The sequence below is a fragment of the Alphaproteobacteria bacterium LSUCC0719 genome (genome assembly GCA_040839025.1).
In the GTDB taxonomy this organism is placed as follows: Bacteria; Pseudomonadota; Alphaproteobacteria; order Puniceispirillales; family Puniceispirillaceae; genus UBA8309.
In genome coordinates this window covers 761,736-779,788 of the sequence record JBFPJN010000001.1, presented here as the reverse complement: position 1 = coordinate 779,788, position 18,053 = coordinate 761,736, and the positions used below count along the sequence as shown (strand labels likewise).

13 protein-coding genes are annotated in these 18,053 nt (G+C 59.5%); 9 read left to right on the top strand and 4 right to left on the bottom strand.

The genetic code is table 11. The features are described 5' to 3' along the window. The first annotated feature begins 4 nt into the window (after positions 1-4). Genes AB3X55_03755 through msrB form a run of 4 tightly spaced genes read left to right on the top strand, consistent with a single transcriptional unit; the run spans position 5 to position 4,058 of the window. Complete coding sequence (locus tag AB3X55_03755; protein ID MEX0502688.1) at positions 5-697, top strand: phosphatidylserine decarboxylase; 693 nt, start codon at positions 5-7, stop codon at positions 695-697. Positions 698-709: 12 nt separating this feature from the next. Then, positions 710-1,339 carry a CDP-alcohol phosphatidyltransferase family protein gene (locus AB3X55_03750; GenBank protein MEX0502687.1) on the top strand — a complete coding sequence of 210 codons (630 nt, stop codon included), beginning with the start codon at positions 710-712 and terminating at the stop codon, positions 1,337-1,339. Between the two features lie 2 nt (positions 1,340-1,341). Then, positions 1,342-3,660 (top strand): xanthine dehydrogenase family protein molybdopterin-binding subunit, encoded by a 2,319-nt coding sequence (locus AB3X55_03745; GenBank protein MEX0502686.1) that lies wholly within the window; start codon positions 1,342-1,344, stop codon positions 3,658-3,660. Further along, positions 3,657-4,058, top strand: a complete 402-nt coding sequence (gene msrB / locus AB3X55_03740) for a peptide-methionine (R)-S-oxide reductase MsrB (GenBank protein MEX0502685.1) — start codon at positions 3,657-3,659, stop codon at positions 4,056-4,058. The genes AB3X55_03745 and msrB overlap by 4 nt, the downstream gene beginning before the upstream one ends. Before the next feature lie 51 nt (positions 4,059-4,109). Here msrB and AB3X55_03735 read toward each other — a convergent pair whose 3' ends face one another. Beyond that, positions 4,110-4,499, bottom strand: a complete 390-nt coding sequence (locus tag AB3X55_03735; protein MEX0502684.1) for an EF-hand domain-containing protein — start codon at positions 4,497-4,499, stop codon at positions 4,110-4,112. 203 nt (positions 4,500-4,702) lie between these two features. Between AB3X55_03735 and AB3X55_03730 the strand changes: the two genes are divergently transcribed. From AB3X55_03730 to pepN, 3 genes are all read left to right on the top strand, one after another. Then, positions 4,703-5,512: a shikimate dehydrogenase gene (locus tag AB3X55_03730; GenBank protein ID MEX0502683.1), complete on the top strand. Its 810-nt coding sequence runs from the start codon at positions 4,703-4,705 to the stop codon at positions 5,510-5,512. Positions 5,513-5,660: 148 nt separating this feature from the next. Further along, the gene (locus AB3X55_03725; protein ID MEX0502682.1) at positions 5,661-6,062 is read left to right on the top strand and encodes a GcrA family cell cycle regulator; all 402 of its coding nucleotides are present in this window, start codon (positions 5,661-5,663) and stop codon (positions 6,060-6,062) included. Between the two features lie 54 nt (positions 6,063-6,116). Beyond that, positions 6,117-8,699 carry an aminopeptidase N gene (gene pepN, locus AB3X55_03720; GenBank protein MEX0502681.1) on the top strand — a complete coding sequence of 861 codons (2,583 nt, stop codon included), beginning with the start codon at positions 6,117-6,119 and terminating at the stop codon, positions 8,697-8,699. A 37-nt stretch (positions 8,700-8,736) separates the two neighbouring features. Here pepN and AB3X55_03715 read toward each other — a convergent pair whose 3' ends face one another. Next, positions 8,737-10,110 (bottom strand): DEAD/DEAH box helicase, encoded by a 1,374-nt coding sequence (locus AB3X55_03715; GenBank protein MEX0502680.1) that lies wholly within the window; start codon positions 10,108-10,110, stop codon positions 8,737-8,739. A gap of 194 nt (positions 10,111-10,304) precedes the next feature. On the opposite strand from AB3X55_03715, the gene AB3X55_03710 reads away from it, so the two are divergent. Continuing rightward, complete coding sequence (locus AB3X55_03710) at positions 10,305-11,015, top strand: alpha/beta fold hydrolase (protein ID MEX0502679.1); 711 nt, start codon at positions 10,305-10,307, stop codon at positions 11,013-11,015. 11 nt (positions 11,016-11,026) lie between these two features. Here AB3X55_03710 and parE read toward each other — a convergent pair whose 3' ends face one another. Continuing rightward, positions 11,027-13,009 carry a DNA topoisomerase IV subunit B gene (gene parE, locus AB3X55_03705; GenBank protein MEX0502678.1) on the bottom strand — a complete coding sequence of 661 codons (1,983 nt, stop codon included), beginning with the start codon at positions 13,007-13,009 and terminating at the stop codon, positions 11,027-11,029. 286 nt (positions 13,010-13,295) lie between these two features. Between parE and AB3X55_03700 the strand changes: the two genes are divergently transcribed. Beyond that, complete coding sequence (locus AB3X55_03700; protein ID MEX0502677.1) at positions 13,296-16,061, top strand: class I SAM-dependent DNA methyltransferase; 2,766 nt, start codon at positions 13,296-13,298, stop codon at positions 16,059-16,061. 562 nt (positions 16,062-16,623) lie between these two features. Here AB3X55_03700 and glnA read toward each other — a convergent pair. After that, positions 16,624-18,033 carry a type I glutamate--ammonia ligase gene (gene glnA, locus AB3X55_03695; GenBank protein ID MEX0502676.1) on the bottom strand — a complete coding sequence of 470 codons (1,410 nt, stop codon included), beginning with the start codon at positions 18,031-18,033 and terminating at the stop codon, positions 16,624-16,626. Between the last annotated feature and the right edge of the window lie 20 nt (positions 18,034-18,053).

The window sequence follows — 18,053 nt, the reverse complement described above, 5'->3', positions numbered from 1 at the left end:
CACCATGAATACAGATCAGACCAACACCGATTTTGAAACTGGCTGGATCGCTGCGGACGGGTGGGCGGTTCTCGGCATGGCCGGCATCGTTACCATTGTTCTGAGTTTGATTTCCCTGCCGCTCGGTACATTCGCCCTGGGGTTGATGGTGTGGCTCCGCTACAGTCTGCGCGTGCCGCGCCGGGTATCGCCCGCCGATCCGGCTCTGGTGCTGGCACCGGCTGACGGGGTGGTGGTTGAAGTTGCCGCCCTTGCCGGCGATCCTGCCGTGCCGGACGGCGCTTCTGCCGATGAAGCGGCAGCGCCTGCGGCCTGCCGGGTCACCATCAAGACCAGCCTGGCCGATGCGCAGCTGCAGCGCAGCCCGGTGGCTGGCCGTGTGATCGACAATTTCCTGATTCCAGGCCTGTTCCGTGGTGGTGAAGAGCTGTCGCTGATGCGGCGCGACAATGAACGCCGCGAGATCAGCATTGAAACCGAAGACGGCGTGCGCTTTCTGCTGGTGCAGATCGGCACGGCGACGGCACGCCAGCTTGTCTGCCGCTATGGTCCAGGCAAGTTTCTGGCCGCCGGGGCACCGCTTGGCATGGCACGGGTAGGGGGGCTGGCCGAGCTTGTGATACCGGCTGGTTACAGATGCGAGATCGAAGTCGGCAAGACGGTCGTCGCCGGAGAGACGATCCTTGCCAGACGCTGATCGTCGCGGCTGATGTTCGACGCTGCCCTCAGACCTTTCATGGACCGGATCCTCAATCCCGCCGGGCGTGTCCTTGCCGGTCTGGGTGTCAGCGCCAACCATGTCACCATTTTCGGGTTCGGCTTTGGCCTGGCCGCCGCGATGGCAGTGGCATCCGGTGCCACGGCACTGGCAGCGTTGCTGTTTTTAGCCAACAGGGTCTGTGACGGGCTTGACGGGGCGATTGCCCGTGTACACGGCCCGACCGATCTGGGTGGTTTCCTCGACATCACGCTGGATTTCATCATCTACAGCGCGCTTGTTCTTGGATTTGCCTTTGCCGATCCGGCCAATGCCACGGCGGCGGCCTTTCTGATCTTCAGTTTTGTCGGCACCGGTACAAGTTTTCTGTCCTTTGCCATTATCGCCCAGAAGCGCGATATTTCGACCGATATCAGGGGGAAAAAAAGCTTCTTCTACATGGGCGGCTTGACCGAAGGGCTGGAGACCATCATTTTCCTACTGGCAGTGATCATCATGCCTTCCCTGTTCGATCCTCTGGCATGGATCTTCGGGGGTCTTTGCTGGATCACCACAGCAACACGCATCGGCTATGCGGTGCGCCGGCTTTCCGGGCCGGCGGACACGTCAACAGGAGACTGAAGATGAAATTCGGCGTTGGTCAGGCTATCCCCCGTATCGAGGATTCGCGGCTAATCACCGGCCAGGGGCGTTATACCGATGATATCGACCCGGGTACCGGCCTCGCGGTGGCGTTTCTTCGCGCGCCGCTGGCGCATGCGCGGTTGCTGTCTGTCGATACCAGTGCGGCGGCGGCGCTTGACGGGGTGCATCTCGTGGCAACCCAGGCCGATCTCGACGCTGACAAGGTTGGTGATATCCAGTGCCAGCACCGGCTGACCAATGAGGATGGACAGAAAATGACGATGGTCTCGCATCCACCGATGGTGCGGGATGTGAACCGCACCGCCGGGGATATTGTCGCCGTTGTTGTGGCCGAGGATGCAACCACGGCCCATGATGCGCTGGAATTGATTGAGGCACGCTATGACAGTCTGCTGGCGGTGACCGATGTCTATGCCGCGATGCAGGACACGGCCCCCCAGCTTTATGCCGAATATCCCAAAAATATCGCCTTTAACTGGGTGGCTGGCGACCATGACGGTACCGATGCCGTTCTGGCTTCAGCACAGGCCGATGGGCGCGAGATATTCGAGATCGACGTGATCAACAACAGGGTCATCATCAATTCGATGGAGACCAGACCGATGATCGCGGCACCGGGGCCCGACGAGGGCACGCTGGATGTCTGGTGTGGCACGCAGGGCCCGGTCGGCATTGCAGAACAGCTTGCCGAGGCGCTCGGCATGGAAACGCAGCAGGTGCGTGTCCGCACCGGTGATGTCGGCGGCAGTTTCGGTTTCAAGATTTTTCTTCATCCCGAACAGCTGATCATCGCCTGGGCGGCGCGCCGGCTCGGTCGCAGGCTGCGCTGGCAGCAGGCCCGGTCCGATTCCTTCCTGTCCGACCTTCATGGACGCGACAACCGTACCAAGGCCCGCGCGGTGATCGATCGTGATGGCAAGGTTCACGCACTTGCGGTCACGATCCACGCCAATATGGGATCGTGGCTGTCGAACTTCAGCACCTATATCCCGACATTGTCGGGTTGTCGTGCGCTGACAACCACCTATGCCATCCCCACGGCAAGTCTGCGTGTGCTAGGCATCATGACCAATACGCCGGCCGTTGATGCCTATCGCGGCGCTGGCCGGCCAGAGGCCAACTATGTGATGGAACGGCTGATGGACCATATCGCGGCGCATCTTGGCATCGACCGGCTGGAAATCCGCCGTCGCAACCTGATCCGTGCCGACCAGATGCCGTTTGAAATGGTGCTTGGTGGCAGTATCGATGGCGGCGAGATGCCGGAATTGATGGAAGAGGCGCTTCGTCGTGCCGACCATGCCGGGTTCGCGGCGCGGCGTGCCGATTCCGAAGCGCGCGGGAAACTTCGCGGGTTCGGGCTCGGCATGTATCTGGAACAATGCGGCGGCGGCACCGATGGTGGTGTCGATGTCCGGTTCCGTGATGATGGCACCATTCTGGTGCTGGCGTCGCAGCAGGAAAACGGCCAGGGCCATCGCACGACCCTGACCCAGATCCTGTCCGACCGGCTGGGTTTTGACGCCGACAAGATCGAGGTCATGCAGGGGGATTCGGCCATCAACCCGCCGGGTACCACGGGTGGCGCGCGGATGACCGCCATTCTGGGCTCCGCTGTTGCCGAGGTGGCGGCCCGCACACTGGATACGGCCCGCCCGCATGCTGCCGAAATGCTGGAATGCGATCCTGAGGACCTGATCCTGGCCGATGGCGTGTTTTCAGCCCCACACACCAATCATTCGATCACCATCGAGGACCTGGTGTTGCGGCTGGTGCCTGACGAGGGGCCGCACCCGTTTGATATCAAGCACCAATATACAACCGATGGTGCCACCTATCCCTATGGATGCCATATCGTCGAGCTGGAGCTTGATCCCGGCACCTGCAAGGTCGATATCCTGCGCTACACAGTCGTTGACGATTTCGGCACTGTGATCAATCCACTGATGCTCGAAGGCCAGGTTCACGGCGGTATCGCCCAGGGCATTGGTCAGGCGCTTCATGAACATGCCGCTTTTGACGAACAGGGCCAGCTCGTGGCGGGATCCCTGATGGATTATGCGTTGCCGCGCGCCGACGACCTGCCGCGTTTTGATATCAGCTTCCGCAATATCCCGTGCAAGAACAATGTCCTGGGGGTCAAAGGTTCGGGCGAGGCCGGTGCCATCGGCGCACCGCAGGCGGTGATTTCGGCGCTGACGGATGCGCTGGGCGTTGTCCATATCGACATGCCGGCGACCCCGGCGGCAATCTGGGAGGTGCTTCACGGCACGGCCACATCGGAGGCAGCGGAATGAGTGACAAAATCGTCAAGAGCGAAGCCGAGTGGCGCGATCAGCTGACCGCTGAGCAATATTATGTAACCAGGGAACATGGCACCGAGCGCGCATTCACCGGTGCCCTTGACAAGCATTATGATGACGGCACCTATCACTGCATCTGCTGTGATGCGGCTTTGTTTTCATCCAAAACAAAGTTCAATTCCGGCAGTGGCTGGCCAAGCTTCTATGACAAGCTTGACGGTGACACGGTCGGCGAGAGTGAGGATACCAGCCTGTTCATGCGACGGACCGAGGTCCATTGCGCGCGCTGCGATGCGCATCTTGGCCATGTGTTTCCCGACGGGCCGGCACCAACCGGCCTTCGCTATTGCATCAATTCCGCATCACTCAGCTTCAGGGACGCACAGGACTAGTCCCCGGGCGCGCCCGGGGCCAAGCGGCCTTTAGTGATCAGCTGGCGGTGATCAGCTGGCGTCCCGCAATTTGTGTGCGTCCCTGCTGTCATGACCATGACCATGACGACCCATCCGGCGTGGCAGTTCATCGCCCGCCAGCATGCCATCACCATTGGCGTCCATCCGCGAGAACATGGCGACAAGCCTGGCACCATATTCATCGGGTGAAATGGCACCGTCGCCATTGCTGTCGAGCCTGTCGAACCGGACCCTGTTATGGGTCATGAGTTCGTCCCGGGTCAGCGCGCCGTCGCCATCGGCGTCGAGCGGGGCAGCGCTGAACATCTGTCCACGCTTGTGATAGTGGCCGAAATTTCCCGCGACGGCGAGGCTGGCGACAATCATGCCAGACAGCACAAGGCCGCCGGTGATCACCATTGTTCTGCTGAGAGTTTTCATCTTGATCTTCCTGTTGGTGGAGGTTGCAACGGTTGTGGTGACGCCGGTACACTGGCTGCGGTGGGTGGTCGTTCCCAGCGCACCGGCGCCACGGTCTGTTTTCTGTGCCGAAAAAGGCGTAAAGCTGGCAGGGTGATGATGATTTTGGGATTTCTTGTGGCGGTGTCTGCCACATTTTCAACAGGGCTTGCAGGGAGGATGGAATGACCGGTCAGATGCCGTGGGTGACGGGCACGACCCGTGTCTTTGCCACCATTGCCCATCCAGCCGACCATGTTCGTGCGCCGATGGTGTTCAATCCGTTGTTTGCCGCAAATGGACTTGATCATGTGATGGTTCCCATCAGCGTGCCACCTGAATCGCTGGCGGCAACGATCGCCGCGCTGCGGGGCATCAGCAATTTTGGCGGTATGGCTGTCACCATCCCGCACAAGATGGAAATTGCGAAGCTGTGCGATACGCTTGGCCCGGCAGCGCAACTGACCGGAGCCGTCAATGCCGTGCGCTTTGATGATGACGGAACCATGCATGGTGACAATTTCGATGGGGCGGGCTTTGTCGAGGGGTTGCGCCGGAATGGCCATGATCCTGCCGGCATCACCGTGCTGATGGTTGGGGCGGGCGGGGCTGCGCGCGCCATTGCGCTGGCCTTGTGCGAGGCTGGTGTGGATCGTCTGCTGATCCATAACAGAACAGCCGACAAGGCCATTGCCATCGGGCATGATCTGGAGCGCCTTGGCGGTTACGATCAGGTGCGGGGCGCCCCCGGTCATGACGGCAGCGGCGTCGATATGATTGTCAATACCACCAGCCTGGGGCTGCATGATGGCGAGGCATTGCCGCTTGCCTTTGATGCTGTCGGGCCGAATACGCTGATTGCCGAGATCATCATGGTCCCCGAGCGCACGGCCTGGCTTGCCGCGGCCGAGGCACGGGGGCTGCAAACCCATTACGGGCGTCACATGCTGGATTGTCAGATCGATTTGATTGGCGGTTTCATCGGCGCGCTCTGAGCCCGGCCGAAAGGCGGGGGCGACCAATTGCGGATTGAGTTTATGCGCCCCCGGCACTATATGTTGAGCAATCCAGCAAGTGGCGGTGGCGCGGCGTGATGACAGGGCCGACGAGGCGCTTTGCGGCGTGGTAGCGAATGAGGGTGGCATGACAGAGAACGCGTGGACCGACGAACGGCTGGCACAGCTTCGCAAGCTGTGGGATGACGGGCTGTCCATTTCGCAGATTGGTGACGCGCTTGGCGTGTCGCGCAACGCAATCGCTGGCAAGGCGCACCGGATGGGATTGCCAAAGCGGCCATCACCGATTTCCAAGACCGCAACAGAAGTGAAAAAACCGGCAAAGCCAAAGGCCCCCGTCGAGCCTGTCAACCTGCCGCTGCGTCTTGAATTGCGCAAACTGCAATGGTCGCGAAGCAAATGCTGCTGGCCGACCGGTGATCCAAAGCTGAGCGGCTTTACCTTCTGTGGTGCCAGAGTTGTCCCCGGCAAGCCCTATTGTCTGGAACATTGCGAGGAAGCCTACACCACCTCGCGCGACAGTCGTTAATCCAGAGCGCCCGGTTCACGCAGCTGTCCATGCGCCGGGCCGGAGTTCTCCGTGATGCTGAAATATCGTGCTGACTACCAGCCGGCCGCCTGCAAGGTGATCACGGCCGGTCTCGACATCTCCATTTTCGATGATCGCACCTTCGTGACCACGACGCTGGAACTTGAACGCGTCAGCGAGGCCCCGTTTCTGCTGAATGGGCGTGATCTGACGCTGCATGAACTCAGCATTGACGGGCGCATTCTCGACGAGGCCGACTGGCCTGTCACCGAGGCCGGTCTGAGCCTTGAAGGTCTGCCAGCCAGATGCGTTGTTCGCACCCGTGCAGAGTGCCATCCCGAAAGCAACACCGCGCTTGAGGGGTTCTATCTGTCCGGTGGCATGTATTGCACACAATGCGAGCCGGAGGGATTTCGCCGGATCGGCTTTTTCCCGGACCGGCCAGATGTGATGACGGTTTTTACCGTTCGCATCGAGGCCGACCGGCGGTTCCCGCAGCTATTGTCGAACGGCAATCTTGTCGAGACAGGCGATAGTGATGGAGGCCGCCATTACGCGCTGTGGCATGACCCGCATCCGAAACCAAGCTATCTGTTTGCCTGCGTTGTCGGCGACCTTGATCTTGCCGCCGACAGCTTTACCACAGCGTCGGGACGCGCTGTCGATCTTCATATCTATGTCGAGAAGGGCAATACCCATCTGACCGGTCATGCGATGGAGTCACTGAAACGGTCGATGACATGGGATGAACAGACCTACGGTCTGGAATATGACCTTGATCTGTTCCAGATCGTTGCCGTCAGCCATTTCAATATGGGGGCAATGGAAAACAAGGGTCTGAACATTTTCAACAGCAAGTTCATTCTGGCCGACCCGTCAACCGCAACCGATGAAGACCTCGACAGGGTGGAATCGATTGTTGCGCATGAATATTTCCATAATTGGACAGGCAATCGCGTGACCTGCCGCGACTGGTTCCAACTGACGCTCAAGGAAGGTCTGACCGTCTATCGCGACCAGTGTTTCTCGGCGGATATGCATGATGAGGGCGTGCAGCGGGCCGGTGATGTCAGCCTGTTGCGGGCAGCGCAGTTCCCCGAGGATGCCAGCCCGACCGCGCATCCGATCCGTCCTGAATCCTATCGCGAGATCAATAATTTCTACACGCCGACCGTGTATGAAAAAGGGGCTGAGGTCATTCGCATGATGGCGGGCTATCTGGGACGCGACGGGTTCCGGCGCGGCATGGATCTGTATTTTGAGCGGCATGACGGCGCTGCTGTGACATGTGACGATTTTGTTGCGGCGCTGGCTGATGCCAATGACCGCGACATGTCTGCCTTTCATGGATGGTACAGCCAGGCGGGAACGCCGACTTTGACCGTGACCCGTCAACGCGACAATGAAGGGGTGAGCCTGCAGCTGACACAGGTGACTCCGGAAACCGCGGCCAAGACCCCGCGCGATCCATTGCCGATACCGGTCCGGCTCGGCTTTGTCGGCGCAGACGGGCAACAGGTCAAGATGCGCCGCGAGGGCGAGAGCGAAGCCCGCGATGAACATGTGCTGTTATTTGAAGGTGCCGAGGAAAGGGTTCGCTTCCTTGCCCCGGAACAGGATCAGGCCGGTGTATCGGCGGCATCCGTCACACCAAGCCTGCTTCGCGGCTTTTCGGCACCGGTACGTCTTGTCGATGATCTGAGTGATGCCGAACGTCTGACCCTGATGGCCCATGATCGGGATCTGTTCAACCGCTGGGATGCCGCGCAGAAGCTGACGACTGGCGCCGTGCTGTCCCTTGCCGCCGGCGAGGTGGTGACGATTGATGCGCTTGCCGAGGGCTATCGGCGGATTCTGGCTGATGACGTGCTGCTCGACGATTTCAAGGCCAGCACTCTTCGTCTTCCCGGCATCGCGGTCCTCGAGGCGGCACGGCCCAATGCCGACCCGGTGGCGCTGTTTGCAGCGCGGCGTGGGTTGCTGGCATCATTGGGCCATGCGCTGGCAGGCGAAATTACAGCCGCGATCAATTCACAGGCAAAAATGGCGGACAGTGCCGGCGGGCGGGCGTTGCTTGGCCAGCTTGTCGAACTTGGTGTGGCAGCAGACAGCCAGCATGCCGTGAGCATGGCCGAAACTATGGCAAAGCATCAAAACATGTCGATGTCACAGGCAGGGTTGAAGGCGCTGATCCATACCGATGATCCGGCTCGTGAACGGGCGCTGCAGGTCTTTCATGATCGGTGGGCCGCGGAATCTCTGGTGATGGAGAAATGGTTCCAGATGGAATCCATGTCATCGGTCGGGGGCACGCTGGAACGGCTTGACGCGCTGATGCAGCATCCGGGCTTTGATCCGAAGAACCCGAACAAGATTCGTGCCGTTCTGGGGGCCTTTATGGCTGGCAACACGCCGAATTTCCACGCTGCTGACGGGTCCGGATATATCTATATGGCGAACAGACTTGTCGAGATCGATGCGCGCAATCCTCAGATCGCGGCACGGATGGCGCTACCAATGACGCGGATGGCAAATTATGACGGCCCGCGCCAGGCACAGATGCGTGCCGCCCTCGACATCATCCGCAAGGGCGCGCAATCAAATGATCTGAAAGAGGTCGTCGAGAAGGCGCTGTGATGCGCCCTTTCCGGGCCGACGGTTCGTGCCCGATTGCCTAGCGCAGAAGGAAGGCGGGAACATGCCCCGTGTCGTGGAGCGTGTCACCCTTGCAGTCGGGCGGTGCCGGCAGTTCGCCAGCATGCGTGTCCCTGTCGCGGCGTGACTTGCCACGGCCCTTGCCGGAAATTTCAGCCCTAATTTCAGCCTTGTTGTCGGCCTTTGGCGGCGCAGCCTTGGCGGCTTTCTTCGGCTTGTCAGCCTTGCCTGATGCCTTGCTGGACGCCTTGGCCTCTTTCTTGGCAGGGGCAGCGTCGCCGCCATCTGTCAGCGGAATGGCCTTGCCAATCAGTTTTTCGATCGCGCTGACATATTTGCGGTCATCCTCGCCGGCGGCAATGGTGAAGGCCCGTCCCGATTTTCCGGCGCGACCGGTACGGCCGATCCGGTGGACATAATCCTCGGCATTGCCCGGAACATCGAAATTGAACACATGGCTGAGGCCGGCGATATCGAGGCCACGCGCCGCAACATCAGAGGCGATCATCAACGGCACCTTGCCATCCTTGAATTTCTGCAGCGCGTCGAGACGTGCCGACTGGGTCATGTCACCATGCAGCGCGACAGCGTCGAATTCGTGGCGTTTCAGCGAGGTGACAAGTGTGCTGATATCGCGCTTGCGGTTGCAGAAAATCACTGCATTCTTGACGTCTTCGCTGCGCAGAAGGTCGCGCAGCGCCTCGCGTTTGCCACGCGGGTTGGTCCAGGTCAGATGCTGGGCAACGGTATCGGCGGTCGATGCAGGCGGGGCCACTTCGATCACTTTCGGGTTGGAAACGAATTTGTCGCTCAGCTTCTTGATGTCATCCGACAGGGTGGCTGAGAAAAACAGGGTCTGGCGAAGCGGCGGCAGCAGCCCGACAATGCGTTCGACATCGGGGATAAAGCCCATATCAAGCATGCGGTCGGCTTCGTCAATCACCAGGATCTTGACGTCTGTGAGAAGCACCTTGCCGCGTTCGAAATGATCAAGCAGACGGCCCGGTGTGGCGATCAGGACATCCACCCCCTTGTCGAGGGCCGCATTCTGATCGGCAAAGCTGACGCCGCCGATAAGCAGTGCCATCGACAATTTGTGATAGGTGCTGAATTTTTCGAAGGATTCGGCAACCTGTGCGGCAAGTTCGCGTGTCGGTGCCAGAATCAGCGAGCGTGGCAGCCGCGCCTTGGCGCGTCCGGCGGCCAGAATCTCGATCATCGGCAGAGTAAAGGATGCCGTCTTTCCGGTGCCTGTCTGCGCCGAGCCAAGTATGTCTCGTCCCATCAACACATAGGGAATGGATTTTTCCTGGATCGGAGTGGGGGCCGTATAGCCGAGATCGGCGACAGCCTGGCTGAGTTCTGGGCATAGGCCTAGATCGGAAAAATTCAACGGATGCGTCCTTTGGCAACGTGTTTCTTGTTTTGCACGGGGGAGAAGCCCTTAACGATTTACAGTGAACGGTCTCGTTCTGTTGATCGGCGGTCTTGCGCTGGGCTATTCTTGCCGGAGGTCATACAGACTTTGCGTGTAAAGGTCAATCATATTGCGGTTGTGGCCCGACAGGGTGCGCCGGGGGTTTCCTGATGTCATCATTTCCAACACCTGTTTTCATCCCCGGCCTTGTCTGCACGGCTGATCTGTTTGCCGCGCAATGTGCTGACCTCGCGCATCCCGTGACGCCGCTGATTGCCGACACGCTGGGCCGCGACAGCCTTGCCGAGATGGCATCTGCCGCGCTGGCTCTGACCGAGGGCCCGCTGGTGCCGATTGGATTGTCGATGGGCGGATATGTGGCGCTGGAGATGGCACGCCAGGCTCCGGATCGTCTTGCCGGGCTGGCTTTGCTGAACACCGCCTATGGCACCGACAGCCCCGATCGTCGGGCGCAGCGGCTGACCACCATCGAGATGGCGAAAAGTGACAGGTTCCGCGGGGTAACACGGCATCTTCTGAAAAGCTTTCTGTCACCGGCGGCGATGGCTGACGATGCGCTGGTGGCGCGGGTGATCACCATGGCGGAAACTGTCGGGCGCGAGAATTTCATCCTCCAGCAACAGGCCATCCTGAACCGGCGGGATCAGTCGGATACGCTTCGCCGGCTGGCGGTGCCGACACTGGTGCTGTGCGGCAGCCTCGATACGCTGACGCCGCCGGACATTTCACGCGACATGGCGGCACTGGCCCCGCAGGCAGAGCTTGTGATCCTCGATGATGTCGGGCACCTGTCAACGATGGAGGCGCCGGATGACGTCACCGCGCATCTGAACGGCTTTCTGGCCGGTATCAGCGCATAGTTGGTGCGTGCCTAGACGTCGAGATCGGCAAGTACCTCTTCGGCATGGTCGCGAATATAGCCGAAGCGCAATTCGGGTTTCTTGCCCATCAATGTTGACACAAGCTGATCGACGCCGCGGCGGGTATCGGCCCCCGAACTGTCGCGGCGCGGCAGGTCGACCCGCAACAGCCGCCGGCTGGCCGGGTTCATCGTTGTTTCCTTCAGCTGTCCCGGCGGCATCTCGCCAAGCCCCTTGAAGCGGCTGATCTCGATCTTGCCACGCCCCTCGAAACCGGATTTGGCCAGTTCTTCGCGCTGGGCATCGTCAAGCGCATAGAGGGTGGTGCCGCCCTGCGTCATCCGATAGAGCGGCGGCTGTGCCAGAAACAGGCGCCCGGCCTCGATCAGCGCCGGCATCTCGCGATAGAAATAGGTCATCAGCAGGGCTGCGATATGTGCCCCGTCGACATCGGCATCTGTCATGATGATGACCCGGCCATAGCGCAGATCGTCAATCCGGAAATCCTTGCCGGGCCGCACCCCGAGTGCCAGCGCAAGGTCTGACAGTTCCTGGTTGGCGCCAAGCTTTTCGGTGCTGGCGCTGGCGACGTTCAGGATCTTGCCGCGAAGCGGCAGCACCGCCTGGGTCTTGCGGTTGCGGGCCTGTTTTGCCGACCCGCCAGCCGAATCCCCCTCGACAAGGAACAATTCGGTCACCTCGGTGTCATTGGCCGTGCAGTCGGCAAGCTTGCCGGGAAGACGAAGCCGGCGCGTCGCCGATTTGCGCGCCACCTCGCGTTCCTTCTTGCGTCGCTTGCGATCCTCGGCGCGTTCGATGGCGGCGTCGAGAAGGAACTGTGCCCGTGCCGCGTCCGCCGACAGCCATTGCTCGAACCTGTCGCGCGCCGCCTGTTCGGTCAGTTTGGTGGCATCCGCAGACACCAGCCTGTCCTTGGTCTGGCCCTGGAATTGCGGGTCGCGAAGAAAGACCGACAGCATCACCGCGGTGCCGGCGAACACATCATCGGCGGTGATGTCGGCGGCCTTGCGGTTGCCGGCCAGATCGCCAAAGCTTCGCAGCGCCCGGGTGATGGCCTGACGGAAACCGGCTTCATGGGTGCCGCCCGATGGTGTCGGCACGGTGTTGCAATAGGAATGGAAAAACCCGTCCTCGCCGCCGCCAAGCCAGGTGATCGCCCATTCGAATTTCTGGCCGTCAAGCTCGACCTGTGCCGCAAAGGGGGTGGAGATCAGCAGCGCTGTATCGGTGGTGGCATCGGTCAGGAAATCGGCAAGCCCGCCCGGATAGTGAAGCACCGCCTCGGCCGGCACCGGATCGTCATTCGCCAGCAATGCCGGATCGCAGCGCCAGCGAATCTCGACCCCGGCGAACAGATAGGCCTTGGACCGGGCCATCCGGTACAGGGTGGAGGGTCGGAACCAGGGCCTGTCCCCGAAAATTTCCGGATCTGGCGTAAAGCTGACAGCGGTGCCGCGCCGGTTTGGCGCCGCACCCACCTCGGCCAGCGGCCCGCGTGGCACGCCCCGCGAAAAGCTCTGTTGATACAATGTCTTCTCGCGCGCGATCTCGACATGCAGGTCGGATGACAGCGCATTCACCACCGACGCGCCAACCCCGTGCAGCCCGCCCGAGGTGGCATAGGCCTTGCCCGAGAACTTGCCACCGGCGTGAAGCGTCGTCAGGATCACCTCGACCGCGGATTTGCCGGGAAATTTCGGATGTTCGCCAACCGGCATGCCGCGGCCATTGTCGCGGATCGTCAGCCGGTCGCGGGATTCCAGATGCACATCGATCCAGCTGGCATGGCCGGCCACCGCCTCGTCCATCGAATTGTCCAGGATTTCTGCGGCCAGATGATGCAGCGCCCGATCATCGGTGCCGCCGATATACATGCCGGGGCGGTGGCGGACGGGCTCCAGCCCTTCCAGCACTTCGATATTCGATGCGTCATAACCGTCGGCGGATGCCGCGGCCCCAAAAAGATCGGCCATCTGTCAGATATCTTCCGTCACAGTCTTTTACGATTGCACATAATCACGATTGCGCCCGCGGCGCGGCTGCGGCGCTGGCGGCCCCACCGGTTGATCAGGGCGGTGATCAGGGCGGGATTGGGTATATCTACCGTATCTTGCGGCGGCATCCAAGCCAAACCGCGAGATATAGCCATCATAGAGGTGTCAGGGGGTGGAGGGTGACCCAAATGCCCCGTTAACCGGAAATTTACCCTGGGTGTGCAAGCCTTCACGTCAATAACGCTGGAGGGAGGCTTGGTTAGCCATGCGTTTGACGTGGAACGAGATCAGGCAGCGTGCGGCTGCATTTGCCGATAGCTGGGAGGGGCATGGTTACGAGAAAGGCCAAACGCAGCTTTTCTATCAGGAATTCTTTCAAATTTTCGATATGTCGGTGCGTCGTGTTGCCAGTTTTGAAGAGCCGGTTCGCAGACTGGGTGACAGGCGAGGCTATATCGACCTGTTCTGGAAAGGTGTGTTGCTGGTTGAACAGAAAAGCGCCGGTCGGAATCTGGACCGCGCAAGGGAACAGGCCTTTGACTATTTTCCCGGCATCAGGGAGTCCGATCTTCCCCGATTTCTGTTGCTGAGTGACTTCCAGAGTTTTGTGCTGATTGATCTGGACACCAAGGAAGAAGTTGAAATTCCACTCTGTAATCTGCCGGAGAATATCGACAAGTTCGGTTTTATTCTCGGCATCCAGAAAAAAGTCTTCAAGGACCAAGATCCGGTCAATATTCAGGCCTCGGAATTGGTCGGACAGTTCCATGATCAGCTGGAGACATCGGGCTACACCGGGCATGATCTGGAATTGTTTCTGGTCAGGCTGGTATTTTGCCTGTTTGCAGACGATACGGGAATTTTCGAGCCTCGCGATACCTTCCTGTCCTACCTTGAGGGTAGAACGCAGGAAGACGGCAGTGATCTGGGTGCCAAGCTTTCTGAATTGTTTCAGGTGCTGAACACGCCGGAGGACCGACGTCTCGTCAATCTTGACGAAGACCTGGCACAATTCCCCTACATCAATGGCGACCTTTTCGCGGACCAGTTGACAATTCCCGCCTTCAACGCCGAAATGCGGCGAAAACTCATTGATTGCTGTTCCTTTGACTGGTCCGAAATCTCGCCAGCCATTTTCGGTGCGCTCTTCCAATCGGTGATGGATGAAGACAAGCGCCGCCATCACGGCGCGCATTACACGACCGAACAGAACATCATGAAGGTGATCGAACCGCTGTTTCTCGATGATCTCACCGCAGAGGCGGATCGGCTCCTCAGCCGAAATGACACCCACCGAAGAACAGAGCTTCAGCGCTTTCATCGTAAACTTTCAACGCTGAAATTCTTTGATCCGGCCTGTGGGTGTGGAAACTTCCTGATCATCACCTACCGCGAAGTCCGGCGACTGGAAATGCGTATCATCGAGGCGTCGCGGCGATACAGAACCGTTGATGCACAAAGGGAATTGGATGCCGCCGATCTGTCGCTGGTCAATGTCGGCCAGTTCTTTGGAATCGAGGTTGAGGAGTTCCCGTCACGGGTGGCGGAAGTCGCGATGTGGATGATGGACCACATCATGAACAATATCCTGAGCCTGAGGTTCGGGCAGGGTTACGCGCGCATACCATTGCGGACCTCGCCGACGATTGTTCATGCCGACGCTCTGGAAATCGACTGGGAGCGCGTGCTTGACCCGTCTGCATGCAGTTTCGTGTTTGGAAACCCACCTTTCAGCGGGGCGAAGGAGCAGACGCCGGAACAACGGCTTCAGGTGCGCCGGATCGCGGCGCTTGGTGGGTCGGGGGGAACACTCGATTATGTGGCCGCATGGTTCCTGAAGGCGGCGGCCTATATCCGCAAGGGCAGGGCACCCATCGGGTTTGTCGCCACCAATTCCATCACGCAGGGTGAGCAGGTGGCGCAGCTATGGCCGCAGATGTTCAACCGTTTCAACATTCGCCTCGATTTTGCGCACCAGACCTTTGCCTGGGGGTCCGATGCGCGGGGCAAGGCGCATGTCCATGTCGTGATTATCGGGTTTGACCGGGCCGACAGGCCAGCGCGAGGCACCCGGCTTTATCTATATAACGACATCAAGGGAGAACCGCATCAGGTCAATGCCACCGCCATTTCGCCCTACCTGTTCGACACAGGCGGCGTGGTTGACCCGCATCTTGTTGTGCGCGAGGAGGCGCGCCCCATCAACGGGATGGGGCGGTTGATTTCGGGATCACAACCGATCGACGATGGGAATTATATTCTGACCGAATCTGAATTCGACGCCCTCCAGATACAAAACCCTGAACAGGCGGCGCATTTTAAGCCGTTTGTTGGTGCGCAAGAATTCCTTGGAAGGGTCCGGCGCTACATCGTTTGCCCGGAAGACATACCGCCGGAGGAATTGGCCGGATTCAGCGACATAAGGCAGCGTATGGCAAAGGTCAGGGAATACCGCCACAAGAGTCGAAGACAATCTACACTGGCGATTGCTGAAATGCCGGGCGCATTCAACGTAAAGGTGATACCCGAACATCCCTTTCTGGTAGTGCCGGAGGTGAGTTCCGAGCGGCGGGAATATCTACCCATCGGCTGGATGGCACCGCCGGTCGTTCTCAGCAATCTTGTAAGGGTGCTGACCGACGCCACGCTAACCGACTTCGCGTTGTTGACATCAGCCATGCACATGGCGTGGCTTCGCGCCGTCGGGGGACGGTTGAAAAGTGACTATCGATATTCCATTGGCCTTGTTTACAACACCTTTCCGGTGCCGGATACAACCCCGACGAAAGCACGGAAAATCGAAACGCTGGCGCAGGCTGTTCTGGACGCGCGGGCGGAATTTCCCGGCGCGACGCTGGCGGATTTGTATGACCCGGTGACGATGCCGCCGCCACTGAAACGCGCCCACCGGGCGCTGGACCAGGCGGTCGACAGGCTTTACCGCCGTAAACCCTTCACGTCCGAGTATAACCGCCTGCAGCATCTTTTCGAAAGGTATCAGGCGATGAAGGCGCCCCTTCTGGAAGAATGAGATTTTTCGGAAGAACTGTAAATTTCACGAGGATGTGAACAAGGCTACCGGCGTACCGTGCTAAGTTACCGCCAATTCGGGAGTCCAGCACCCGGATGAGCGAAAGGTAGTTGAGGGCTCGCTGGGGCCCGTGGTCCAAACCGGGCCTCACTTCCGCTACCTTTCGCGCTTCTTCCCACTATTCCTCAATTTATTAAATTATGAAACTAAATTCCTGAGTGTGTAGTCGGTTTGGGACGTCATGAAAGCAATCTGCATTCAATTCGAAAAGGTGAACATCAAAAAAGTGATAGTCAAAGCAGATCTCAAAGATCCATCTACCGACCATTCAACGTGGCATTGAGCCCTTCACACCCTGTGATTTTCTAACACCCGCGAAGACAGATATATAATCACATTGATGTGAATATGGGTAATTGCGTTGCATCAGTCTTTCGGCGCGCCATAAAAATTTCCCCACGCATTTAATCAAGAAACAAAAAAACCCCCGACCGTTGCGGGCCGGGGGTTTTGTGTGTTCGGGGCACGGGCCGGTGAGGGGCCGGTGCGGATGTCGTCGGCCCTAGGCCGAGTAGTACATCTGGAATTCGACCGGGTGCGGGGTATGCTCCAGCGCGATCACTTCTTCCATCTTCAGCGCGATATAGGCATCGATCTGGTCGTCGCTGAACACGCCGCCCTGGGTCAGGAAGCCGCGATCGGCGCTGAGGCTTTCCAGTGCCTCGCGAAGCGAGCCGCAGACGGTCGGGATCTGGGACAGTTCTTCGGGCGGCAGATCGTACAGATCCTTGTCCATGGCATCGCCCGGATGGATCTTGTTCTGGATGCCGTCAAGGCCGGCCATCAGCATTGCCGAGAAGGCCAGATACGGATTCGCTGTCGCATCCGGGAACCGGACCTCGACACGCTTGCCGTTCGGGGATTCCACATGCGGGATCCGGCAGGAGGCCGAGCGGTTGCGCGATGAATAGGCCAGAAGCACAGGTGCCTCATAGCCCGGGATCAGGCGCTTGTAGCTGTTGGTCGAGGCGTTGGTGAAGGCGTTCAGCGCCTTGGCGTGCTTGATGATGCCGCCAATGTAGAACAGCGCCATTTCCGACAGGTCGGCATAACCATTGCCGGCGAACAGCGGTGAACCGTCTTTCCAGATCGACTGGTGGACATGCATGCCCGACCCGTTGTCGCCGGAAATCGGCTTTGGCAGGAAGGTTGCCGACAGGCCATAGGCATTCGCCACCTGATGCACGGTGTATTTATACAGCTGCATGTTGTCGGCGGTCTCGATCAGGGTGCCGAACTTCATGCCAAGCTCGTGCTGCGAGGGGGCCACCTCATGGTGGTGCTTTTCGACCGGCACGCCCATATCGGCCATGACCGACAGCATTTCCGAACGGATGTCCTGGCCACCATCAATCGGCGGGACCGGGAAATAGCCGCCCTTGACACCGGGGCGGTGGCCAAGGTTGCCTTCTTCGTAATCGCGGGCGCTGTTGTACGGGCCTTCGGTCGAATCGACCTCATACATGACGCGGTTCATCGACACGTCGATCTTTACATCCTCGAAGATGAAGAATTCGGCTTCCGGGCCAAAGAATGCGGTGTCGCCGACGCCGGCGGATTCCATATAGGCAAGCGCCGCCTTGGCGGTGCCGCGCGGGTCACGGTCATAGGACTCGCCTGTGCTTGGCTCCAGAACGTCACAGAAGATCGCCAGAGTCGGCTGGGCGAAGAACGGGTCGATATAGGCGCGGTACAGGTCCGGCATCAGAGTCATGTCGGACTCGTTGATGGCTTTCCAGCCGGCGATCGACGAGCCGTCGAACATAAAGCCCTCGGCAAGGGTTTCCTCGTCGATGGTGTCGATATGCTGGGTGACGTGCTGCATCTTGCCGCGCGGGTCGGTGAAACGAAGATCGACATAGGTGATGTCGTTCTCCTTGATCATATCCATGATGGCTTTTGCGTCAGACATGGGGGATTCCTTCCATAGGT